Raw genomic sequence first — 23,545 nt, forward strand, 5'->3', positions numbered from 1 at the left:
CTACTCCATCACCACCATGTCGTCGCGGTTGATGATCTCTTTGGTGTATTCATAGCCGAGGATTTCCTTGAATTCGCTCCGCTTTCGGCCCTGCAGGCGGCGGATTTCGGTCGCCGAGTAGGAGGCGAGGCCCACGGCGAAAGCCCGGCCGCTTTCGTCTTGAAGCTCGACGCGGGCGCCCATAGGAAATTGCCCTTGTACAGTACGAATGCCCGTCGGCAACAGACTCGCCCCCTTTTGCAGAATCGCCCGCCGCGCCCCGGCATCCACGCGGAGGACGCCGTGCGAGCGGTTGCGTAGCGCGATCCAGCGCTTGCGTGAGGTCAACTTGCTCTCGCGCGGCAGGAAGAGCGTACCAATGTCCTCGCCTTTCACGATGCGGGGCAACAGCCCGGCTTCCAGGCCGTCGGCGATGATCGTGGGAACGCCGCCCTGACCGGCGAGGCGGGCGGCGGAGACCTTCGCGATCATCCCGCCGACGCCGGATTCGCTGAGCGCTGTGGTGATATGCTCCTCGACGGACGAGCCGACTTCGACTTGCGAGATCACGCTGCCGTCTCCGTTGGCGTAGACGCCCTTGGCGCGGCTGAGCATGATGAGAAGCTGAGCGGAAACGACATTGGTCACGAGGGCGGCGAGATGGTCGTTGTCGCCGACCTTGCTCTCATCGTCGGAAAGGGCGTCGTTTTCGTTGATGATCGGCACGATCCCACGAGACAAAAGGGTCTGGAGCGTGTGCCGCGCGGAGAGGAAGCGGCGGCGGTTTTCAATGTCGTCGGCCGTCATGAGAAGCTGCGCCACATGCAAGCGATGCCGCTCGAAGGCCTTCGCAAAGAGGCCCATCAGCCGGTGCTGGCCGACGGACGCGGCGGCCTGCCGCTCGACGACAGTCGTCGGCGGCGCCTCCAGGCCCATGAGCGCGAAGCCCGCCGCCACGGCCCCAGAGGCGACCATGACGACTTCGTAGCCCTGGTGGCGCAGCACGGTCACGTCGTACGCGAGATTCTCGATGACCTTGGGGCGCGGTTTGCCCTTCCCAGCGATGACCGCGCTGCCGACCTTGACGACGACGCGCTTGATCCTCCCCAGCTTTCGTTTTCCGTTTCCGTTGGCTACCGCCTCGATCAACGTCTATTTCTCCTTATGTATCGCCGCAAGCAATTCGTCGGCGACCCGCCTTGTCTCGGCGGGCGCGGCGCTGCCGATCGTCTGATATTGGTTCACGAGTCGTGGGCCGTTGACGTCCACCGTCGCGGGATTTTCGGCGAGTTCGTTCGCGACGGCGTGGTGCGCCTCACGAAGCGGCAAGCCGTTTTTTACCTTCTGCTCCATTTGCAGCGTCGCCCCGACATGGCCGACCTTCAGCGCTTCACCGAGCCGGGCCGCGTCAAACCCCAATCCCTCCGCAAAAGCCGTCGTCAGTTCCAGCATCGTTCCCAGCGACTGAGCCGTGTCACGCAACAGAGGCTTGATGCACTGCAGATCACGGTTGTAGCCGCTCGGCAGGCCCTTCATGAGCAATAATGCCTGACCGTGCGCCGCCGCGATTCTGCAACATTCGCCGCGCAACAGTTCCATTGCATCCGGATTGGACTTGTTCGGCATCATCGACGAGCCCGTTGCGAAGGCCTTCGGGTAAATCGTCCAGGCCAGCGGCGTCTGCGCGAATGAGATCACATCCGCCGCGAAGCTTTGCAAATGCAGCGACACCTGTGCGGCGACCGCCAGGTATTCCAATACCTCGTCGCGGCACGATGTCGAAGCAAGCGCATTCTTCGACGGGCCGTCAAAGCCTAATTCCCGCGCCTGTATCCGCCGGTCGATGGGAATCGACGAACCGGCGACCGCCCCGCTGCCGAGCGGGCACGATTCGCGCCAATGTCCGCCAAGCCATTTCACGTGCCGGCGGATTCGATCCAACGCAGCGGCATACCGTAACGCCCAAAATCCTACCGTCCCCGGCGCAGCGAACTGTGTATGAGTTAGCAACGGGAACGCCAACTCGCTCCAGTCTTTGGCCCGGCGGCAGAGCAACTCCACCAGCCGACTCAACGCCTGTCCCATGCCGCGACCGGTCTCGATGACAAACATCACGAGCAGCGTCGCGACCTGGTCATTACGAGAGCGGGCCGTATGGATCTTCCGCCCCGCCTCGCCCGCCAGTTCCGTCAGCGCTTCCTCCAGCCAGGTATGGATGTCCTCGGCCTGCGAGACGGGCACGAGTCCCCCGCCGTGGTTCCGCTCGATCGTGTCGAGGGCCCGATTCAGCGCGGCATGCTCATCGGCACTCAGGATGCCCGCCGCTGTCAGCGCGGAGGCGTGGGCCCGCTGGAGGCGCAACTCAAACGGAAGCAGGAACCAGTCGTCGGCCAGACACCGGTTCATCGCGTCGAACGTCGGATGCAGCGTCGTCTCCTGCTTCCACAGCGTTGCCATTCTCTTGCTCCACGAAAGTCCGCCCGACATTGCCCAGCCAACTGAGGCGGATGAACCCGGCTGCGTCCTGATGCGAAAAGTCGCTCTTCTCGAAGGTCGAAAGGTCTTTTCGGAAGATCGGCGCATCGGCGCGGACCTGTGCGACGTACGGCACCGGCGCGAGTTGCACGGTCACCTCGCCGTTCAGGTGCGCCATCGCGGCGGAGGCGGCGGCGTCGAGCAGCACGCGTTGATCCGAGAAATACTCGCCGCGATAGATCATGGTCCCGTATTGCCGGCCGAGATCGCAATATTGCTCATAGACCGGCTTATTCATCGTGCAGCGGGCCAGGCCATCGGCGGCCAGGTGCAGCAACTTTGCCGCGGGGTTGATGTACACGCCTCGCGACTTCACGCCGGTGAAGCGGTTCTCGATAACCAAATCCCACGCCCAAGGGGCCGCACGGTATTGGCTATTCAGCGTCGCCAGGAGGTCTTGTAGCGCCATCTCCCTGCCGCCCAATGCGACAGGGATGCCATTTACAAACCGCACGCGAACGCTCGCCGGTCCGGCGGGCTGCTGCAAGCCTCCTGCGAAGCGATCGGCCACCGCTGCCAGCACTTCGTCGATATCCAGAGACGCCGTGGGGTCCTCCAGATCGCTGCCCTCGACGCTCAGGTGCCAGAGGTTCTCGTCCATGCTGTAGTCCTTCGTCACGGCGAAGTCGTCATAGACGCCGGCCTTCTGGAGAAAGTCGATCATGTCCCGGCGGCCGCGGAGGTCCCAGACCTTCCACGGGGCCAGCACCGGACACTCCGGCGCGAGTGAGCGATAGGCGAACTCGAAGCGAATCTGGTCATTCCCCTTGCCAGTCGCGCCGTGAACGAGCGTCGCCCCGCCCAGTTTCTTGGCCAAGCAAACCTGTTCGGCGGCGATGAATGGGCGCGCCAAAGCCGTACCGAGGCGGTAATTGCCCTCGTAAGTCGCCGCCAGGCCGATCGCCTTGGGGATGACCGTGTCGAGCATGGCCGGCTGCGCGTCGCAGATGACCGCGGACTTTGCACCGAGCCGCAGGGCCTTCTCCACGTGGCCGGTCAGGTCCTCCTGCTGGCCGACATCGACCAGGACGGCGTGGACCTCATAGCCTCGTTGTTTGAGCCAGACGACGATCGTCGTGGTGTCCAGCCCGCCGGAAAAGGCGAGCACGCAGCGCTTGTTATCTTTCATGCTTGTCTCCGAACCACTGTTCCAACCGCCGCAGGGCTACGACCTGCGTGCGGCGGCTTTTGGTCAATACGAGGACCGTGTCGTCGCCGGCCAACGTGGCGGCGATCGCCGGCTCCTCTTTCTCATCGATCGCGACGGCGACCGGCTGGGCCTGCCCCGTCGTGGTCCGCACGATGATCTGGTGCGGACCGCACGTCGTGAAACTCTCGACGACGGCGGAGTAATCAATCTCTCCCTCGTCCGCCGGTTTGGCCTGCTCGATCACGTAACGACCGGCGGATTTACGAATACCCAATTCGATCAGGTCGCGGCTGAGCGTCGATTGATCGACGGCCAGTCCCTCGCGGCGGAGGACCCGGCGGATGTCGTCCTGCGTGCCGACCTCGCCCTGCCGGACGAGTCGGCGGATGAGTTCCCATCTCTCGGCCTTGGCGACCATGTATTCATTATTGCATAGTATGCACAGTTATGCAACATAATTCTGGGGGAAATTTATAGCCGGGTGGCGCGGTCTGACCGCGAAGCGGGCAGGCCGTGTTGAACATAGGCGCCCACGGCCTCGCTGCTGCGAGACCGTGCCACACGGACCATTGATGTGACTAGGGAGCCGACGGACCGAGGCGGCCGGGGCCCCGCTGGTCGTTCATAGCCTCGAGGACCTTGATGAGGGCGTGGGTGCCGTTGCGGCCGCCGCCCATCTCCGCCAGTTTCGTGTAAAGCTCGCGGGCCAGCGACAGGCCGGGTAGCTGGAGCTTCATCCGGTCCGCTTCCTCTAGGGCAATCTTCATGTCCTTCAGGAAGTGTTCCACATAAAAGCCGGGCGCCAGATCGCCTTTCAGCATCCGCGGGACGTAATTTGTCAGGCTCCACGAACCCGCCGCCCCTCCGCTGACACTCTCCAAGACCCGTTGCGGATCGAGTCCGGCAGCACGGGCATAGACCAACCCCTCGCAGATACCCACCATCCCGGCGGCGATCAGGATTTGGTTGACCATTTTCGTGTGCTGGCCGGTTCCGGGGCCGCCCTGGAGCACGATGGTCTTCCCCATCTTCTCGAAAAGGGGCTTGCCGCGCTCAAAGGCCTGAGGACTCCCTCCGACCATGAAAGACAACGTGGCATTCCGTGCCCCGATATCGCCCCCGCTGACCGGCGCATCAAGACTTTCGATGCCCCTGGCACTGGCCGCCGCGGAGATATCGACGGCCAGGGATGGACTGCTCGTGGTGCAATCGACAAGCCATCCGCCCTCTCCCATCCCGCTGAGTGCCCCATCCGCACCCAGGACCACGTCGCGAACATCTTTCGGATAACCCAACATGGTGAAGACGCATTCGCACTGGCGGGCTACCTCGCCCGGTGATCCTGCCCAATGGGCGCCGCGCTCCAGGAGCGACTCGGCCTTCGACCGGCTGCGATTGAACACGACCAGCTCATGACCCGCCGAAAGAAGATGTCCGGCCATCGACCGGCCCATGACTCCTGTACCAATCCATCCGATCTTCATTCCTCATCCCTTTCCGATCGCGAAAACCCGCGGATGGCATGATAGAATAGGACGTTCGGCCGGCAAAACTACATACTTCCTCTTTGGGAAAGGTCTCCGCAATGGATGCCGCACATGCCTATGGCCTGAGAATGCCCGTGGTTGAGATCGGCTACGCACCCTTGCCCGTCGTGCGCCAAGCACTTCCATGGCGGGACGCCTCCGTTGTCGCTGGAATCAAATCGATCGTTGTCGGCGCTACATTGCTTCCGCCCACCTTTGGGGCCATTGTGGTGGCCGTCCTGCTCTTTGCCGCCCATTAGCCCGTCCTTGCAGCCCGGGTAACCTCCTCGAAAACGTCCGCCAACTCACGGGCAATGGCCTCGCGATCGTACTTCTGCCGGGCGATTTCCCTCGCGCGCCGGCCAACGGCCGCGCGCACCTCGGGATGGTCCGCGTAATATCGAATCTTCGCGGCGAGATCGTCCGCCGAACCGGGCGTACTCACCACTCCGCTGCCGTCCGCCACCACCATCTCCGCCGTCGTCCCGGCGAAATTCACGATCGTCGGCAGACCGGCAAACATGTAGTCGAAGATCTTGTTGGGCGTCACCCAGCGTGGTCGGGAGATCTGCTTGAGGATCATCAGGCCGATGTGACAACCGGTGAGGATCGCGGGAAGCCGCAGCTTGGGCACCGGCGGAAGGAATCGGACGTTGGTCAGGTTGCGTTGGGCCGCCGAGGCCATAAGCCCATCGCGCATCATGCCCGTGCCGATCATGACAAGGACAATATCCGTCCGATCGCGAAGCCGGTCTGCAGCGTCAAGGATTTGGTCGAGGCCGTTGGCATCGCCGTGAGCCCCGGTGTAGACGGCGACAATCTTTCCATCCAGGCCGTTCTCGCGGAGGTAGGTCGAATCCGGCGCGACGTCCCTGAAGAGAGACCCATCGGCCCCCAGAACAATCGTTTTCAATCGGGAGGGATCGAAGCCCCGCTCCAAGAGACGATCGTGAAAACCCTTGGAGACTAGGAGGATCTTTCGGGCCCTTGCGTAACAAAACGTTTCGAGGCATTCCCAGAATCGATAGGCGAGACCTTTTTTCATCCGCCCCGCCGCGAGGAGGTCCTCCGGCCAAAGATCGCGCACCTCAAACACGTACGGAATCCCTTTCATCGCTGAGCCGATTCGTGCGGGGATGCCCACGGTCGGCGGGGTGCTCGTCGCAAAGATCAGATCGGCGTTCTTCGTGCGCAGGCAGACCCATGTGGCCAGGATGGCAAATTTCGCCCAGGCCCACATCCGCCAGTGCACCCGCAGCTTGTTGCTGTAGTACGAATTGCATGTCACCACGCGGATGCCGTCGATGTCGTGCTCGGCAAAAAGCCGCCACCAGGGGAGCCTTGCTAACCCCGATTGCTCGTGCAGACCGGTGATCATCGTCACTCTATGGCCCCACTGCGCGAGGTACCTGCTCACGTCGTAGCTGCGCGTCGCGCTGGTGCCCTCATTGGTGACGAAGTACTCGTGGATATAGATGAGGTTCATGCGCGTCCGCAATGTAGGGCAGAAGGGATGGTCAATCAACCAGCCCCACGCGCGGTTCAACCGAGATTTCTCCGCGGTCCTTTGCGCGTATAATGCGTCGCCAGGAAAGGACACCCATGCCCATTGCCCGTGAAGGTCTCCGCGAGATACTGATTGCCACGGTGCTCTTCCTGGCATTGAGCGCGGCCGCGGCGATTCCCGCCCTACTTATTTCGCCGTGGTACTGGATCGCCCTCTTTCCGCTTTTCGATCTGTGGGTGTTTACGCTTCTGTTTTTTCGCGATCCCCGGCGAAAAATCCCCGACGATCCCGGCGTGCTGGTCGCTCCGGCGGATGGCAAGGTGACCGAGATCACGCGGCTGACGCGCTGCGAGGGTTTTCCCGGGCCGGCGCTGCGGATCGGCATCTTCCTTTCCGTCTTCGACGTGCACATCAATCGCGTGCCCTGCGCGGGGCGCGTCGTGCGCACCGAATATCATCCCGGCGCGTTCCTGGACGCCCGGCACCCTGAGTGCGGCGTGCGCAATGAAGCCAATACGATCGTGATCGATCCCCAGGATGACCTCGGCGGACCCGTCGTGGTGCGGCAAATCGCGGGACTGATTGCGCGGCGGATTATCTGTAACATCAAGGCAGGAGACCGCGTCGAGCGCGGTCAGCGCCTGGGGCTGATCAAATTTGGTTCGCGCACCGAACTGATCGTACCCGCGGACTGCGGCCTGGAGCCGGCGGTCACGCTGAATGACCATGTCACGGGCGGACAAACTATAATGCTGCGACGTGGAGCCGAAGGCCGGGCGGCCCGGAAGTCGGCTGCCACGGCGGCGCGCGGCTAGAATCCGTGCAAGTTGGTGACGCTATGAAGATCGCCTCGCGAATCGATTCTTCCCAACGTCGTGCGCGGCGGCGCGAGCGCGTGCTCAAGACGGTCGCGGTGCTGCCCTCGTTGGCCACGCTGGGTAACCTCGTCTGTGGATTGGGAGCGATTTACCTCTGCATGCTCAGCATCCAGGCGCAGGGCGAAGATTTGGCGCGCGCCACACTCAGCGGAACGCGGATCAGCAATCTCTTTCCGACGTTTCTAGCCATCGCCGCATACCTGCTGGTAGCGGCCATGGCCTTTGACGGAATCGACGGCCGGCTGGCACGCTTTACCCGAAAGACCAGCGAATTCGGGGCCCAGCTTGATTCCATGGCCGACATCGTCAGCTTCGGCGTCGCGCCGGCCATTCTCGTCCTGTGCATCGCCCACCCCGACGATGTTCGGGCGCTTTCCGGAATTGACCGCGTCTATTGGCGGGCCGAGTGGGTCATGGCGGCGACTTATGTCTGCTGCGCCGCGCTGCGTCTGGCCCGCTTTAATGTCGAGAATGTTGAAGATGAATCCGCGCACCTTGGATTCCGCGGACTTCCTACTCCCGGCGCGGCCGGCGCCGTCGTGGGGCTGGTCATTTTGCATCAGGACTTGCTCAAGGACCTCGCCCCGACGTGGACGCTGCGCCTCGTTGCCGCGCTGCTGCCGCCGTTTGCCATGGTGCTGGGTCTTTTTATGGTCAGCCGGATGCGCTACGTTCATCTTTTCAACACCATCCTCCGCGGTCGCCGATCGTTCCGCCAGGTGGTGGGCATTCTCATCATCCTGCTGGTGGGTCTCGTGGTGCAATTCCAGTTGACCATCGCCATCGCGACGGCGGCGTACGCGCTGACGGGCCCGGTCGCAGCGGCTTTCCGACGACTAAGACCAAAACTGGAAGCCCCCGCCCCGGCGGTGGCGGAGCATTCGCGGCCCCGCATCCTCCACTCCGACGAGGAGCAGACTGGACCCTCCCTGCGCGCTAATCCTTGATTGGCGCGGCCGGCTGCGACGACGGCGGGATTTCGCCGCGAAATCGCCGAAGGTACTCGATCATCTTGTCCGCCTCGATGAAGCCCAATTCGCGGGCCTTCAACGTGTGCTGCATCGCCAGTTCATCCTTACGCAATCCGGCGTACGCCTGGCCGAGCACCGCGTGGACCCGCGCCAGGTCCCGGCCGGTCAAGGGTGGATTCGCCCCCAGGGCTCGCTCGGCGGCCACGACGGCATCCTCGAAGCGCTCGGCATTGCATAACAAGACCGCGAAGTTGCTGTACGCGAAAGCAAATTCGGGATCGCGGTCGATGGCCCGGCTCAAATAGAACGACGCATCGCCGTACCGACCCTGGCGCATCAGCGCCTCGCCGAGGTTGCAATGGGCGACGGCGCCATCGGGTTCGACCTCCAGCGCCCGCGACCAGAGGTTAGTGGAGTTCTTCCATATGCGGGACTGGCTTCGCGATGCCCACGTCAGTCCGCCGCCCGCCAATAGCGCAAGGAACAATACGGCCGGCGCCATCCCGGCCCGACGAAGCCCTTCGCGCCGGGCGGTAACGGATAAGAGCCCCGCGAGAAGCGCGGTCCACGGCATCATCGCCAGATAGCTGTAGCGATCCGCCGCCAATTGCTGGCTGATCTGAATTAGTCCCAGGTTCGGAAGAAGAATGACTACGTACGCCACCCACGCGACAAGAAGTCCCGGCCAACGCCGCCTCATCAACAGCGCCAGGACTGTCACAGCGACGACGAGGCCCGCCATGAGCGCAAAGCGACCGTGCGCCAGGCTCAGATTCTTTGGAAGGCTGTAATAGGGTGAAAGATCACCCGGCACGATCGTCTTGACCAGGTAGAAGATCAGCCCGTAGGCCGCATGCGCCAGCCGGGCGTCGGCGCTGAACTCCGACAACGGGGCACGGGACGCACCGGCATCCTTCGCCGCGATGGCCCAAATACAAACCGGAACGGCAAGGATGATGAACGGAACCTTGTCCATGAGAAGTCCCGCGCCGCGCCGGCGAAGCGGGTAGAAGTCCAGAATGAACAGCACGATCGGCAACGTGATCGCAACCGCCTTGAAAAGTACGGCGATGGCAAAAAACAGAATAGTGCCGAAGAGCCAACGCCCCCGGCCGTGCGTTCGCGTGGGCGACCGGTATTCCAGGTAGGACAGGATCGCAAGCAAATAGAAGAACGCGGCCGGCAAGTAGGGCTGCGCGGATATCCACGCGACCGCCTCGACACGCAGCGGATGAACGGCGAACAGCAGCGTCGCCGCGAGTGCGAAGACCCGATTCCAACCCGCACTGCGCTGTGCGGACGGCAACTGCGACAACGTCAGAATCCTCGCAATGACCACATAAAGGATCATGCAATTCAAGGCGTGCAGCGCGAGACTCACGACGTGATAGGTCCGCGCCGTCAATCCGGCCCAGCACCATTGTGCGCCGAAGAGCATCCACGAAAGCGGCTGCCAGACCCCGAGGTGATCGGTGCGCCAGGCCCAGGCCCATTGCGACGGACCCCATCCGCGAAACGCGATGTTCTCCACGAAGTTGCGATCGTCGTCCCAGTTGAGAAACTCCCCGTCGACGGCGGGGCCCATTGCGACAACGACGGCGCATGCGATGGCCACCATGATGGCTGGGGCCATCCATGGCTGTCGCCGAGGGATCGGCATATGGGTCGTTGGGGCCGAATTGTCCGTGGTTTTCATGCGCGCTCCCTACGACGTTCATCGGCTAGCCGCCGTCTCATAATGCGATCGACGCGCCGAGTCATTCCATCGCCCGCGTTGCCGCGAGTCATCGTGTCGGCAAAACCCTCGCATCATCCCTTTCCGTCACGGTCTGCCGCCCGCCCCCGCGCTTCCGCGGTTTCCCAAGACGGCGAGTCCTTTTCTCGGTCGCTTGTTGCCCTTGCGATCCTGGCCGGCGATTTGCAGATCAGGCCCGTGACAAATAAACGCGAGCGAGGGTCCGCGTACGATTCGCGCGGGCGCACTTATTTCGCCAAGGGGGAGACACGATGGACGAGACCGCATTTCAGCAAAAGCTTTCGGATCTGGTACACGAGATCGGGAACATTCCCGTCGAGGAACGGGCCAAGCTGGAGACCGTGGCCGCGCAATCAAAGGCGCGCAACGAGAAACTCCGGGATACGGTCAACAGCCTCCAGGAGTCGATTGATTATCTGCGGTTATCGATTAAGTATCTGCTTTTCGATCTGGAAGCGACCCGCCGCGAGAACGGCTACCTTCGTAAGATGCTGGAAGAGCAATCCGGAAACTGAAGGCAGGCCCAGCAAAACATTCGCCGGTGCGGTCACCGCGTTCCAAACTGGGCGTCTTCCCGAAGCCGCTGCAAGAAGGTTCGAATGTGGGCGAATTGCACCCGGCTGAGGTCCCTTCGCCCGTACTGCGCTTCATAATACCAATCCGTCAGACCGGGAAGCTCCGCCAGATCCCGGTGCGACCGCGCCAGGTCAACCGCGAATTCTCGCGGGGAGAAATGCGCCGGCTTGACATGGCCCTTATTGGCCAGCAAGAGGAGCAGCCGATCATAGAACCGGGCTTCCGGCCGCCGCACCATGACCCCGCCCCGCCGTCGCCGCCCGATCGGCAGCCGTTCCTTGATCATCAGCGAGAGAATTGCCAGCACCCGCATCGTCAGGATAATGAACACGAGGCACAGCGCGATCAGCAGCCAGTAAAAGAATCGCTGCCAGAGCGTCAGCAGCTCGGGCCCCCATAGAAAGGCCAGCACGGACGAAGAAAGCGTGGCCGGGCCCTGATCGGCGCTTTCCGTCAACTTGCGCAGCGCCCGCGCGAACTGCTCGACCAGGTCGTACCGGCTGTTGGCATCGAATGCGACCAGAGACGACCATTTGAATTGAAGGTACTCCGCCAATCGCTGAGAACGCGCCAGGAACCCATCTTCCTGGGTGGCGCGAAGCGTTGCGGTCGCCGGACTGGGGTCGAAGATGACCCACCCGCGTTGAGGAATATAAACTTCCACCCACGCATGCGCGTCGTTCTGACGGAATTGGTGATAGCCGCCGACGGCGTTGTAATCACCGCCGTAATATCCGTTCACCAGGCGCGCGGGGATGTCCACGGCCTGGCACATGACGGCCATGGCCGAGGCAAAATACTCGCAATGCCCGCGTTTATGGTCGAACAGAAAGTCCTTAATGGGATCGACGCCGCGCGAACCACGGCCGCGGCTGAGGGTGTATTCGTACTCCCCGGAAGACAGGTGCTCCCGAACGCGCTGGGCCATCCGTTCGCGCTGCGCCGGGTCGGACGGATCCCCGAATCTCGCAAAAAACTCCCTGGCAAATTGCCGAACCTCCGGCGCGATGATCGACAGGCTGCTGGGCCGCGTTCGCCGCGGCGGAGGCGGATCGAGCTTGGCGATCTCCTCCGGCAGTACTTTCGCCAGCGATCGAACCTGGTATCGAATGGGACCGCGCGGCCGTTCGTCCGTCTGGATCGCCAGGTCGGATTGGTCGAGCTTCGCCGTCTTGATATCGATCGACGCCATCGTCAACGGCGGATACAGCGAAAAGAGGCTTCCGCTCCCGATATTCTCCAGCGATATTTCCTGATCGATCATTCGATCCGGATCGGCCGTGTTGGCCAGAAGAGACAGCTCCGATTTTGAACCATCGGGCGCCAATTCCACGGGTCGAGGGCTCTTGCGCAACGGGTGCCAGCGCCCCTGATCGTAACGTTCGAACGTCAGGCCGCGCAGATAGAGCGGCTGATCCTCCGCCTTAAACCCCAGCGCCGAACTGCGCAGGCGGACCCGCATCACCGGCGTCTCATTTTCGAGCAGCGGCGTATCACCCAGTTGAATCTGGTCCGTAAAGCCCGTCACCGCATTGGGAATCACGCCTTGTATCTTGCCGAACAACCCGCGGCCCCACCCCCGGGGGAACGCGACAAACACCATCATGCCGATGACCGCGAGGCCCAGAAAACACCCGCTCGTGGCCCCGATGGATCCGCCGCCGGTCCACCGGTTCCATTCCATTATGCTCGGCGGCGTCCCCGCCCCCGCGGCGCGCCAGGCGATCCGCCGGCGCTCCAACACGCGATCGGCCTCGCGCAACGTCTGAAACGCCAGCAGCCACGCCACGCCGAAACTGATATCGATAATCACGACGGCCGCAAAGATCGGACTCGCGCTGGCAAACGCGCTGATCAGGATGAGCAGCCCCGATATCACCATGACCAGGGCCGCGTCCCGATGGGTCCGTAACTCAAAAAACTTACAGCAGGCCAAGAAGATCATGAAGTGGGCCAAATCGATGATGTACACCGTCGGTTCGTCGTGCGGCCAGAACATCTCATACAGCAGATACAGCGACGACGCGCAGATCATGCCGTAAATCACCTCCATCGGAAGGCGAGTGCCCCCGTCTGGCCGGGCGATCACACAGCTCAGCGCCGCCGCGAAAAGGGCGATCAGCCATACGCCCCAGGAGGCCTCGACCTGCACGACGGGCAGCATGTTGAGCAGCGCGAGCGCCAGCAGACCGAAGTGCATCTTGCCCAGCGGTTTCATGCCACTCCCCTCGCGGTGTCCCCGCCCCCGGACGCATGGTCGACATGCGCGCCGGGCGGCATCGGGATCGGGGAGCCCGGACAGATGAACATGGCGTCGAACGTCGGCGTGCCCGGCAGATAGATCGTGGTCGACCCGACGACGGTGCCGAGAACGCGGGCGGCGGCCCGCAGGTCGGCGTTCTCGTGGGCGGCAAACAACAGGCAGCTTCCCCGCCAGCGCGTCGGCCAGGACATTCGTCGAACGTGCGGAGCGAGTTCGTCATCAGGATTGGACCCGCGGATCGCCAGCTCGCGCAGCAGCCGCGCCCGCCGCGGCCGTCCCCCCACGGGGGGCAGGACCGTCAGAGGCTCGCCGTTGCAGATGAGGCCGACTTTGGTCCCCCGTTCGAGCGCATCGCAGATCGCCGTCGCGGCGGCGCTGATGGCCAATTCCAGGCGCGTCGCCTGCTCCACGTCACGCGGATCGCAACGCGTATCCACGACGCACCAGATCTGCGCCTCGCGCGTATTGGCCATCTCCCGGATCATGAGTTGGCCGACCTGCGCCGAGCGCCGCCAGTGGATGCGGCGCGGGTTGTCGCCCTCGCGGAATTCCCGCAGACCGTAAAACTCCTCGTCCCCTTTGGCCCGCGACATCGAGAACCCCCCGCCCGGCGAATCCGCCGTTCGGGACGCCCGAATCACATCACCGCGAAGGCGCCCCAGCGCCGGCAGCACCACCAGATCAGCCTCCGCCGGGAAAACGACCGATTTGTTGAAGATGCCGAAGGGGAAACCCATCGACAGCCGTATCGTCGAGAACCGGACCCGCCCGCGCCGCCCCGCCACGGCGGGCACGGTGATCACGATCGTCTCTTGCGGTCGCAGGAATGGAATGAAGGTCTCCGGCGAGGCCATCGCGGCGTTTCCCGACAAGGCGTCCATCAATCGGAGTCCCCGGGCGCCATTCCACGCCCGATGATTCGTCAGGCTGTAGCGAATCTCCGTGGGTTGGCCCGCAATCGCGATGTCCGGAAGAAGCCGACGCACGCTGAGGGCCCGAAGCGTCCGCCAGCCGGAAAAGGCGTTGAGCACCAGCGCGGCCGCGCCCAGGCCCAGGAGCAGCATCAGCAGATTCATGTCCGAATCGATCGCCGCCATGCCGACCAGGATCGTCCCCAGCAGAAACAGCGCGCCGCCGCGGGTCAGTTGAAACCCGTAGGCCGGTAGTCTTCGGGCGGGCGATGATTTGGAAGACTTGCGCCGCATGTGTGTAGGGCGGGCTCTGCCCGCCGGATTTTACCAGCGCTGGGACCATCCGCCCCAATTCGCGGCGGGTGGAACCCGCCCTACGACCCTACGAGGGCACCGGGATCTGCTCCAGAATCTCCAACAGAATCTGATCCGGCGAGCGGGCGTGACCGTCGCGGAGATACGACTTGCTCACGATCCGATGCGCAAACGCCGACCGGGCAAGCTGCTTGATGTCATCGGGCACGGCGTAGTCGCGCCCCTGAAGCAGCGCCGAAGCCCGCGCTACCCGCAGCAGCGCCAGCGCCCCGCGCGGCGAGACGCCCACCTCGAACGAATCGTGCCGCCGCGTCGCCTCGACAATATCCTGCAAATACGCCATCAACGGGTCATCCACCCGTACCGAGTCGGTCAGCTCCTGCAACTGTACGATGTCCGCCGCCTCCATGACCGGCCGCAACGCCTCCAGCGGCGCCCGATCCGGTTGCTGCATGAGAATCTGCCGCTCGTCCTCCCGCGACGGGTAGCCGATCCGAATCCGCAAAATGAACCGGTCCAGCTGGTTCTCGGGCAGGAAATAGGTCCCCTCGAACTCAAACGGGTTCTGCGTGGCGATGACCATGAAAGGCTGATCGAGCGGGACGGCCTTCCCGTCCACGCTGACCTGGTTCTCGTTCATCACTTCGAGCAGGGCCGACTGCGTCCGCGGCGTCGTGCGGTTGATCTCGTCGGCCAGGACGATGTTCGCAAAGATCGGCCCCCGTTTGTGGTCGAACATCCCGGTCGTCTCGTTGTAGATGCTGACGCCAAGGATGTCCGAGGGCAGCAGGTCGGGGGTGAGCTGAATCCGCGAAAAGCCGCAGTCGATGCTCTTGGCCACCGCCCGCGCCAGGACGGTCTTGCCGACGCCCGGAACATCCTCGATGAGCACGTGCCCGCGGGCGAGCAGGCCGATGAGAACCTGCGAGATGGCCTCGGTCTTGCCGATGAAGACGGATTCGATATTGGCGCGAAGCTGCCCCAGCTTTTCAAACAATCCCTCGCGCTCGACGCTCATGGCCATGGTCATTGCAAACTCCCTCTCCCTCTCAGGAGAGGGTGGGGGTGAGGGTTCGAACACCTTGTGGCCCGGCCTATCAGCCTGTGGCTCCATCACTTACCTTCGGCCACCCTCCGGCTAGCCCGCCTCCCCATTATAGAACGTTATCGGAAAACTCACAGCACGCGGCGGTTGGGAAACTGCGACATTTCGCAAGCGTTTCCCCCACATTGAGAACACACGAAATCACCGATCAAAATCCCAGATACTCCTCGAGGCTCGCTAGGTGGATTCATGGACATCAGTGATACAATTTTCGTCGTAATCGGCGATTAGATACGAAGTGAGAGAGTCTAAAATGCTACTGAAATCGGTGGGTCGAAAGTGACGTTTCGAACGGCCCTCAAAACTCCTCCCGGGAAAACCGCCGCAACCCCAGCCGCATCGCCGCCGTGCCGGTCGCCAAGCCCACCAGCATCACGAGGGCGAAGAGCGCGATCGACGGGCCGTCGAGCCGCGTGAGGTCTTCGTTCTGCACCATGCGGTAACAGATCGCCCCGACTAGGCCGATCGAGATCGTGACTAGGCCGACGGAGCCGATAAGGTTGACCGTCCCGCCCAAGCCCGACGCGATCCGCCCCGCGCTGGCCTCGCGATAGCTCGGCAGTCGCGCACCCAGTCCGACGGCCAGACCGCACAGCCCCACACAGGCCGTCAGCGTCGAGCCTGCCTGAACCAGGGCCAGGGCCATGGGCAGATGCAGTGCGCGGATGGACAGCAGCGTGACCGTGAGCGCCGCCAAGGCCGTGATCGTCAGGGCATAAACGAACTTGGCCCACATGACCGAGCGCCGCGGAAGCGGCCACAGGCCGACGAGCCACATCTGCCGCCCCTCCAGCGAGATCATGGGGAAGACGAAGCGGCTGGTGAAGGTCGACAGGATCAGCGTGACCGCTCCGCAATTGAGGAAGCAGATGAGCGCCTGCCACTGAACGCTGAAGCCCTCGGGACGGGTTCGTGGCAGATAGACGAGATAGAGGCCGAGCAGCCCGAAGAGGATGGCCAGCTGCGACCACTGCACCGGATCGCGGAGGAAATTGCGGACATCCTTGAGGACAAGGAGGCGCATCCGATGCGGCAGATAAAAGAACAATAGGTCCGTCAGGGCCTGCGTCAGATGGCCCTGGGGGGCCCGCTGCTTCTCCTGTGCCGAGTGCGCCGAGGCGTACGCGGGAATCAGCTTGCTGCCGACGATGGTGACCGCCGCCCAACTCATGAACAGGCCGGTCGAGAGCGTGACCGCGAGGTAGAACGAGGCGTCGGCGGGCTTGCCTTCCATGGCGAAGCGGATGACGTTGGTGACCCAGGTCGATGGTAAGAGCGCGGCCTTGAGGTACTGCATCTCGGAGAGGAAGCCTTGCAGCCATTGGTTGGAGTCTCCTGTCGAGAGGCTCCAGAGTCTTCCCCACCAGAGGATCAACACTCCGAGCGCGACGGCGGAGGCGTAAAAGAGCGTCCGCTTGGCCAGGCGCGGCAGCCACAGGGCGACGCCCAGCGCGACAATCAATCCCAGCGCGCCGGGAATGGGCACGAAGGCGAGAAACGAGGCGATGAAGATGATGTAAAAATTCCAATCCAACCCCTGCACGCGGCCGATGGCCAGCATGAGCGGAAGGCCGAGCAGGACGAGCGACCAACTGGAGAAGAAGAGGGCCTCGGCGTACATGATGGCGACAATATGCCGCGGCGAACTCGGCGTGGTCAGGAGAAACGACGGCTCGGCGCGGCCGAAGAGACCGGCATAGGCGAGCACTGCGCCGGAGAACGTCAGCAGAAACGTCATGGCCATCACGAAGACGTGAAAGACCATGGGGATGGCGATGATGGACTGCTGTTCGAACCGGCGGAGATAAGTGAAGACGAAATCGAAGACGCCATAGAGGGCGATCCAGATGATCCCGATGAAAAGCAGGATCAGGATCAGCCGCAGCGGCGACTGGTCGGCAAGCTGGCGCATTCGATTGCGCAGGAGCCTCAGGCGCAGGCGGATCAGGACCGCAAGCGAGCTGGTGTCTCCTGCGGCAGAGAGCGTGGAGGATAGTGTCAGGGGCGTCATTACGCGGCCTCGGCTTCGGACGACTGCGTCAGTTCGAGGAAGATATCTTCGAGGCGATATTCCTGTGCGGCGCGGGCCTTTAATTCGGCCAGCGTGCCGCAGGCAACAATGCGCCCGTGATGGATAATCCCGATCCGATCGGCGATCGATTCGGCGATGTCAAGCGTATGGGTGGACATGAAGACGGTGTGCCCCGACTTGGCCCGTTCCTGGAACAGTTCCTTGACCGTCCGGACCGTTCGCGGATCGAGTCCGATCATGGGCTCGTCGACGACGAGGACTTCCGGCTCGTGCAGGAGGGCCGCCGCCAGGACGACGCGCTGCTTCATCCCGTGCGAATAGGTTTCGGCGAGTTCGTCGGCGAACGAGGTCACCTGCAACCGGTCCATGTACCTTCGGCCTCGCACCTCCACCGTCGGCGCATCGAGGCCGTACATCTGGCCGACGAATTCGAGGAACTCGCGGGCCGAGAGCTTGTCGTAGAGAAATGGCTGGTCCGGCACATACGCCAGCTTCGCCTTCGCCGCCTGCGCGTCGGTGGACATGCGATGGCCGCAGACCTCGATATTCCCGGCGTCCGGCGACAAAAGCCCGGTCAGCATCTTGATCGTCGTCGTCTTGCCCGCACCGTTGGGGCCCAGAAAGGCAAAAACCTCGCCCGGCTCGACGACAAGGCTCACGCCGTCCACGGCCCGCAGCCGACCGAAGCACTTCGTCACGTTGTCGATGTGAATGGACATTCTGCTGCCGTCACCCCGCGGACAAAGCCCGCTCTAGTCCGCGCCCATTTCCAAAATCGCCTCGCCCGCCGAGACATCGCTCCGTCGGAATGAGGCCGACGCCGCGTTGTGCGCCGCCCGGTCATACGGCTCGTCAGTCAAGACCATCTTGCCCAGCAGCGGCACGGCGAGTTCCTGACGCAGGACCTTGCCCGCACCGTCCGCCCACGCCACGGTCCCCGCCGACTCGATACGGAAACACTCCAACATGCCGCCCTGATGTCGAATCCGCTCCCGCCCCACCACGCGAACCAATTGCTCTTGAAAAGGAAACGAGTCGCCCTTGAGCATCGCCAACGGGTCGAGCAGCCGGATCCGCCACGTCTGACCGACGTGGAGATTCGGCAAATGCGTAAACGGCCGCAACGACTCGGACAGCCGGTCGTACATCCGCCCGTCCAGAAGCAGGCTCGTCCGCGATTCGCCGATCCGCACGATGCACGAAAAGTCGTGGACATACCGCTCGGCGGCCACCTCGATCGGCATCCCCGCGCCGTGCAGGGTGATCTTGAACATGTTGAGCGCCCCGTCCCGCTCGTAAGTCATGTCCGTCTGGATCGCGAGCCGGTTTAGACCGCGGAACAAGCCCGTGATCCGCCCCAGTTCCAGGACCGTGAGGCTCTCCACAGTGGTGAGTTGCGGACCGTTGGTCGCCGTCACCCATGCCGTTCCAATCTGTTTGCCCACGCCGTTGGCGAGGCGGCATTGATAGCGGCCAGAGGGAGCGCCCTGCGACGGAGGGTCCTGGGCGGTCCAGAAGGGCACGACATCCCGCTGCACCAGGGCGGCCATGCAGGCCAGCCAGACGGTTGCGAGGATGATGCCGAGGATTCGATTCACAGTGAGGCGACCTAAGTTTGTCCGCAAAGCCGAGCCGTCCGAGGCGTTGGGACCCGCGTTCATGCGTCTTGCGGCGGTCCTGTCGCAGATCCGCCGCGGCGGGAGGCTGGAGGCTGTCAATTTTAGGGAGCCCCACGACGGGCGGTCAAACCGACTTTATCGGCTGCCCGCCACGGGGTGATCATCGCCGCCCTTATTCCCGCACCTTCATAATTTCCGCCCCCGGTTCCCTATTGGTCTTTACACTCACTCTAAGATGCCGGACAACTTCGAACCATGCGGATCAATACCCGGTGGAAGCGCTTCTTCCTTATCGGCATGGCGGTCATGCTTGCCCTGCTTTCCGTGACCGGCTTTGCGCTGCTTCGCACGCCCGGGTGGTATGCCCCGCCGACGATTGCCGTTAAAGATCGCCAGCGCGTCCGTAATAATCTCGTCGCCGCCGAGCAGGCCATGACGGAAAACCTGCTTAACTCGCCCGGCCCTTTCACTTACCACCTTTATCAGGACGACGTGAATCGCTGGATTGCGATGCGGCGGGAGATCTATCCGTTGATCGACGAATTGGCGCCGCCGCAACTCGCCGACCCCTTCGTTTTTTTCGACGAAGAAGGCGTCAGGCTGGCGGGCCGCTATCAGACCGGACCGCTCGATGTCGTGCTGTCGATCGATTTTGGAATTCGCATGGATGGACAGGACATCGTCTTATCCGCACGCAGCATCCGCTGCGGCTCCGTGAGTGTATCGCTCGATTTCGAGGGGCTGGGGCTGGACGCCCCCATTCACCGCGAGCGCGAGCAGACATGGCCCGGAAGCCCGGCGATGTCGGGTGATCTGGTGAAAGGGCTGCGCATTGACTCGACGGCCTGGTGGAAGAACGGCGGGATGGAGTACCGCGTTCGAGACATCTCATTGCGATCTGGTCAAATCGACGTGGAGATCGAGCCGCTGGGCCAGCATCACAAGAAGTGATTAGTGGTCAGTGAGCGTAAGGATTGAGTCGCCATACATCTCCCTCGTTCCGCGAAAGTTCGTAGAGACCATTCAGTTTCCACCCATGAAATGCGACCGTCCAGACATCGCCGGATTGGTTCAAGATCTCGCAATGACCGCGATCGTGCCGGCGGACCTCGCCGCGACCCCCCGAAATCGGCCCCTCGTAATCCAAGTAGGCCCGCCGATGATCCCCGATCTGCCGGCAGAAGATAGGCGACTCCCCCGCGGACTCCGGAGGCCCCGAACATTTCCAGGTCGCCAAGGCCGCGCCGGTGTCGATCATCAAGTCGTAATGAACCCCTTCACGGTCCTCGTGGCGTAGCACGACAAATTCGGTTGTCGTCGGGTCAGTGGGCAAGTATTCCTCGGTCTGCCGTAGCCCGTTGCGTGCGACCTGGGCGTTTCGTCGTCCCCCACCCGCCACGGCGGGTAAACTGCGGGCGGGACGCTACAGGTCTCGCTTGCATCGTCGGGGCGCGATCGGTAGCATCATACCCTCGGTGTTGAGTTCCATGCCGTCGGGGTGAAAGGCCGATCTATTACTATGCGTCGCAAATTCGCGCTATCCCTGGGACTAATCGGCTTGGTCAGCGCCGTCCTGTCTTCCGGTTGCGGCAAGCCGCAGGCCGGGTTCGATGAGATCATGCAGGAAGGTGTCGCCGAATACGAGGCCCAGAATTATCGGGAAGCCCTCGGCGTCTTCAAGCACGCCCAGGAAGTGGATCGGGAGCGACCCGAACCGTCCTACTACACCGGCCTGTGCTATCTGGGCATGGCGGATCGGCAATTCAAGGACGACAATCTGCCCGCGGCACTCCGCCAATGCGACGCCGCCATCGGCGCGTTCGACGCCTCCGTCGGGGCTTTCCCCGGCTACAGCCAGGCCGTCCAGGCCAAGGCCGACGCCCTGAAACTCAAGGGTAAGCACGCCGCCGCACTGGATATCGCCAATTGGGCCGCTCGTAACTGCGGACCCCAGGCCAAAATGCTCATCCTCAAGGGCCGCCAGTATGCCCAAGCCGGCGATCTCGATGAGGCGCAACTGGCCTTCAAGCAGGCCACGACTGTCGAACCCCACAACGCCGCCGCGCAGGCCGAGCTGGGCCTCTTCTTCATGCGCTGCGGGAACGACGCCGAGGCCGTCAAGAGCCTCCAAAAGGCGTACGAACTCGATCCCGGCGCCCCTGGCGTCGTGGCCGCGCTCGCCCGGCTGGGTGCGTCACCCGACCGCTTGCCGAGAAGCTAGCATCGGCCGGGCGGTTCGCCATCGCGCTCTCGACTATGATCCGTTAATCGAATTGAATCTCCTCACGTCCGGTTCGTGAGGATTCGCGCATGCCTCCATTGAATGAAACCCTTCGTCGCCAACTCCTGGCGGCTGCCCGGTCCGCCATAGCCGGCCTATTGACCGGAACACCCGAAAGCGCGTCGGTCGAGTTACCGCCCGATCTGCCCGGCAGCGGCGTTTTCGTTACGCTTCGCAAATTCGGCAGCCTCCGCGGCTGCATCGGAACGTTCCTTCCTCATGGGAGCTTGCTGGAAACTCTTCGGAGCATTGCAATCTCCGCGGCGCGGGACCCCCGCTTTGTCCAGATGCCTATCAGCGCAAACGAACTGAAGGACATCACCATCGAAATCTCCATCCTCTCGCCGCTTGCCCCCATCGCCGATCCGCTCGCGCTGGAGGTCGGCGTTCATGGAATCTACGTCCGCCGCGGCCATCAAAGCGGATGTTTCCTGCCCGATGTCGCGACCGAGCGCGGCTGGACCGCCCAGGCCTTCCTGGCGAACTGCTGCGAGCAAAAGGCCGGACTGGACCCCAACGCCTGGCGCAGTCCGGGTACGGAGGTCTTTGTCTTCACCGTTCAGAAGTTCTGCGACAGCTAAGCCCCGCTTGCCGCCCAAATGGATTTCTTCTACGATGGGGACCGCAGGAACTCCCCGTTTTTTAGCCTTGGGGGGGTAAAAAACGACGGTCCAACGTCTTTGGCACGCAAATTGCTAGTGGTCAGCGAGACGGGAGGATCGACGAGCGCCGCAGACGGAGCGCCTTCCCGATAGGTATTTTCTGCACAAGGAGCCTTTCAATGTCGGAGATGAACCCCTTCAAGATCGCACAACAGCAGTTGGACGAGGCGGCCAAGAAACTCGGCCTGGATTCGGCGACGCATGAATTTCTTCGCTGGCCCATGCGGGAATACCACTTCACGCTGCCGGTAAAAATGGACACCGGCCAGACGCGGATCTTTCACGGCTTTCGCGTGCAATACAACAACGCCCGCGGACCGACCAAGGGCGGCATCCGCTGGCACCCCGATGAGACGATCGACACGGTCCGCGCCCTCGCGGCATGGATGACCTGGAAGTGCGCGGTCGTGAACATCCCGCTGGGCGGCGGCAAGGGCGGCATCATCTGCAACCCCAAGGAGATGTCCGAGGGCGAGAAGGAGCGGCTGGCCCGCGCGTACATTCGATCGGTCGGGCGCGAACTCGGCGTCCATCGCGACGTGCCCGCCCCGGATGTCTACACCACTCCCCAGATTATGGCCTGGATGATGGACGAGTACGAGACCATCGTCGGCCACAGTCACCCCGGCGTCATCACGGGTAAGCCCATCCCGCTCGGCGGCTCCGAAGGCCGCGGCGATGCGACGGCGCGCGGCGGCGTGTATTGCGTTCGCGAGGCGGCCAAGAAGCTGAAGATCGACCCCAGCAAGTCCTCCTATGCCATTCAGGGATTCGGCAACGCCGGCCAATACGCGGCGACGCTGCACAAGGAAATCCTCAAGGGCGGCACGCTCGTCGCGGTCAGCGACTCGCGCGGCGGTGTCATCAACAAGAAGGGAATCGACGCTTCGGCCATCGTCAAATACAAACTGGAAACCGGCAAGGTCGACGGATTCCCTGGCACCACGCCGATCAGCAATCAGGAGCTGTTGGAACTTGATGTCGACATTCTGTACCCGGCGGCCCTCGAGGGCGTGATCACCGGCGCCAACGCGGGCAACATCAAGGCCAAGCTGATCTGCGAATTGGCGAACGGACCCACCACGCCGGACGCCGACGCCATCCTGCATGGCAAAGGCGTCTTGATTCTGCCGGACTTCATGGCCAACGGCGGCGGCGTGACGGTCAGCTACTTCGAGCAGGTGCAGAATACGTCCAATTACTACTGGTCATTGGACGCCGTCCATTGCCAGCTCGACCGGCACATGACCGATGCGTTCGAATCCGTCTATTCGACGCGCGAGAAGGCGAAGGTGCACATGCGGCTGGCAGCGTACATGGTCGCGGTTACGCGCGTCGCCGAGGCCTGCAAACTCCGCGGCTGGGTCTAAGCCATCGAACACTACAGGGCTATGAGCGGTCGCCGGCATCGAATGGATGCCGGCGGCCTTTTTTGTTGCCATCACGTAATTCTTGGCCCTTGCGGCAATTAATAATAAG

The 23,545-nt window shown here is 62.9% G+C and carries 22 protein-coding genes; 8 read left to right on the forward strand and 14 right to left on the reverse strand.

Going from position 1 to position 23,545, the window contains the following annotated elements; translation table 11 throughout:
* From proB to VJZ71_19825, 5 genes are all read right to left on the reverse strand, one after another.
* Positions 1-1,128, reverse strand: a complete 1,128-nt coding sequence (proB, locus tag VJZ71_19805) for a glutamate 5-kinase (GenBank protein HKQ50328.1) — start codon at positions 1,126-1,128, stop codon at positions 1-3.
* Positions 1,129-1,131: 3 nt separating this feature from the next.
* Positions 1,132-2,436 (reverse strand): argininosuccinate lyase, encoded by a 1,305-nt coding sequence (gene argH, locus VJZ71_19810; GenBank protein HKQ50329.1) that lies wholly within the window; start codon positions 2,434-2,436, stop codon positions 1,132-1,134.
* Complete coding sequence (locus tag VJZ71_19815) at positions 2,342-3,643, reverse strand: argininosuccinate synthase (protein ID HKQ50330.1); 1,302 nt, start codon at positions 3,641-3,643, stop codon at positions 2,342-2,344. The genes argH and VJZ71_19815 overlap by 95 nt, the downstream gene beginning before the upstream one ends.
* The gene (locus VJZ71_19820; protein ID HKQ50331.1) at positions 3,633-4,082 is read right to left on the reverse strand and encodes an ArgR family transcriptional regulator; all 450 of its coding nucleotides are present in this window, start codon (positions 4,080-4,082) and stop codon (positions 3,633-3,635) included. Before VJZ71_19820 ends, VJZ71_19815 begins: the two co-directional genes overlap by 11 nt.
* A 160-nt stretch (positions 4,083-4,242) precedes the next feature.
* A complete protein-coding gene (locus VJZ71_19825; GenBank protein ID HKQ50332.1) occupies positions 4,243-5,148 on the reverse strand; it encodes an NAD(P)-dependent oxidoreductase in 906 nt (301 codons plus the stop codon).
* 101 nt (positions 5,149-5,249) lie between these two features.
* Here VJZ71_19825 and VJZ71_19830 point away from each other — a divergent pair, with 101 nt between their 5' ends.
* Complete coding sequence (locus VJZ71_19830) at positions 5,250-5,450, forward strand: hypothetical protein (protein HKQ50333.1); 201 nt, start codon at positions 5,250-5,252, stop codon at positions 5,448-5,450.
* Here VJZ71_19830 and VJZ71_19835 read toward each other — a convergent pair.
* On the reverse strand, positions 5,447-6,676 hold the full coding sequence (locus VJZ71_19835) for a glycosyltransferase family 4 protein (GenBank protein ID HKQ50334.1): 1,230 nt from the start codon (positions 6,674-6,676) through the stop codon (positions 5,447-5,449). The two genes, VJZ71_19830 and VJZ71_19835, sit on opposite strands and share 4 nt — an antisense overlap.
* Positions 6,677-6,792: 116 nt before the next feature.
* Between VJZ71_19835 and VJZ71_19840 the strand changes: the two genes are divergently transcribed.
* Positions 6,793-7,512, forward strand: coding sequence for a phosphatidylserine decarboxylase family protein (locus VJZ71_19840; protein HKQ50335.1), 720 nt, complete (start codon positions 6,793-6,795; stop codon positions 7,510-7,512).
* 5 nt (positions 7,513-7,517) lie between these two features.
* Positions 7,518-8,522: a CDP-alcohol phosphatidyltransferase family protein gene (locus VJZ71_19845; GenBank protein HKQ50336.1), complete on the forward strand. Its 1,005-nt coding sequence runs from the start codon at positions 7,518-7,520 to the stop codon at positions 8,520-8,522.
* On the opposite strand, the gene VJZ71_19850 is transcribed toward VJZ71_19845, so the two are convergent.
* Positions 8,512-10,179 (reverse strand): tetratricopeptide repeat protein, encoded by a 1,668-nt coding sequence (locus VJZ71_19850; protein HKQ50337.1) that lies wholly within the window; start codon positions 10,177-10,179, stop codon positions 8,512-8,514. The two genes, VJZ71_19845 and VJZ71_19850, sit on opposite strands and share 11 nt — an antisense overlap.
* Before the next feature lie 374 nt (positions 10,180-10,553).
* Between VJZ71_19850 and VJZ71_19855 the strand changes: the two genes are divergently transcribed.
* Positions 10,554-10,817: a transcriptional regulator gene (locus VJZ71_19855; protein ID HKQ50338.1), complete on the forward strand. Its 264-nt coding sequence runs from the start codon at positions 10,554-10,556 to the stop codon at positions 10,815-10,817.
* 32 nt (positions 10,818-10,849) lie between these two features.
* On the opposite strand, the gene VJZ71_19860 is transcribed toward VJZ71_19855, so the two are convergent.
* The 6 genes from VJZ71_19860 to VJZ71_19885 form a co-directional block, all read right to left on the reverse strand.
* Entirely contained in the window at positions 10,850-13,096 is a 2,247-nt protein-coding gene (locus VJZ71_19860; GenBank protein ID HKQ50339.1) for a DUF3488 and transglutaminase-like domain-containing protein, read from the reverse strand.
* Positions 13,093-14,346, reverse strand: coding sequence for a DUF58 domain-containing protein (locus tag VJZ71_19865; GenBank protein HKQ50340.1), 1,254 nt, complete (start codon positions 14,344-14,346; stop codon positions 13,093-13,095). Before VJZ71_19865 ends, VJZ71_19860 begins: the two co-directional genes overlap by 4 nt.
* Before the next feature lie 88 nt (positions 14,347-14,434).
* Positions 14,435-15,397 carry a MoxR family ATPase gene (locus tag VJZ71_19870; protein HKQ50341.1) on the reverse strand — a complete coding sequence of 321 codons (963 nt, stop codon included), beginning with the start codon at positions 15,395-15,397 and terminating at the stop codon, positions 14,435-14,437.
* A 373-nt stretch (positions 15,398-15,770) separates the two neighbouring features.
* Positions 15,771-17,483, reverse strand: a complete 1,713-nt coding sequence (locus VJZ71_19875; GenBank protein HKQ50342.1) for a hypothetical protein — start codon at positions 17,481-17,483, stop codon at positions 15,771-15,773.
* Positions 17,483-18,223: an ABC transporter ATP-binding protein gene (locus VJZ71_19880; protein ID HKQ50343.1), complete on the reverse strand. Its 741-nt coding sequence runs from the start codon at positions 18,221-18,223 to the stop codon at positions 17,483-17,485. Before VJZ71_19880 ends, VJZ71_19875 begins: the two co-directional genes overlap by 1 nt.
* 33 nt (positions 18,224-18,256) lie before the next feature.
* On the reverse strand, positions 18,257-19,102 hold the full coding sequence (locus VJZ71_19885) for a hypothetical protein (GenBank protein HKQ50344.1): 846 nt from the start codon (positions 19,100-19,102) through the stop codon (positions 18,257-18,259).
* Positions 19,103-19,378: 276 nt separating this feature from the next.
* On the opposite strand from VJZ71_19885, the gene VJZ71_19890 reads away from it, so the two are divergent.
* Positions 19,379-20,074, forward strand: a complete 696-nt coding sequence (locus tag VJZ71_19890) for a hypothetical protein (protein ID HKQ50345.1) — start codon at positions 19,379-19,381, stop codon at positions 20,072-20,074.
* A 7-nt stretch (positions 20,075-20,081) separates the two neighbouring features.
* Here the strand turns inward: VJZ71_19890 and VJZ71_19895 are convergent, their stop codons facing one another.
* Positions 20,082-20,456 (reverse strand): DNA polymerase ligase N-terminal domain-containing protein, encoded by a 375-nt coding sequence (locus VJZ71_19895; protein HKQ50346.1) that lies wholly within the window; start codon positions 20,454-20,456, stop codon positions 20,082-20,084.
* Positions 20,457-20,642: 186 nt separating this feature from the next.
* On the opposite strand from VJZ71_19895, the gene VJZ71_19900 reads away from it, so the two are divergent.
* The 3 genes from VJZ71_19900 to VJZ71_19910 all read left to right on the forward strand — a co-directional run bounded on the left by VJZ71_19900 (position 20,643) and on the right by VJZ71_19910 (position 23,436).
* Positions 20,643-21,344, forward strand: coding sequence for a tetratricopeptide repeat protein (locus VJZ71_19900; protein ID HKQ50347.1), 702 nt, complete (start codon positions 20,643-20,645; stop codon positions 21,342-21,344).
* A gap of 89 nt (positions 21,345-21,433) precedes the next feature.
* Positions 21,434-21,985: an AmmeMemoRadiSam system protein A gene (gene amrA / locus VJZ71_19905; GenBank protein ID HKQ50348.1), complete on the forward strand. Its 552-nt coding sequence runs from the start codon at positions 21,434-21,436 to the stop codon at positions 21,983-21,985.
* Between the two features lie 200 nt (positions 21,986-22,185).
* The gene (locus VJZ71_19910; protein HKQ50349.1) at positions 22,186-23,436 is read left to right on the forward strand and encodes a Glu/Leu/Phe/Val dehydrogenase; all 1,251 of its coding nucleotides are present in this window, start codon (positions 22,186-22,188) and stop codon (positions 23,434-23,436) included.
* Positions 23,437-23,545: the final 109 nt, after the last annotated feature.

The organism is Phycisphaerae bacterium (genome assembly GCA_035275405.1).
Lineage (GTDB): Bacteria > Planctomycetota > Phycisphaerae > UBA1845 > UTPLA1 > DATEMU01.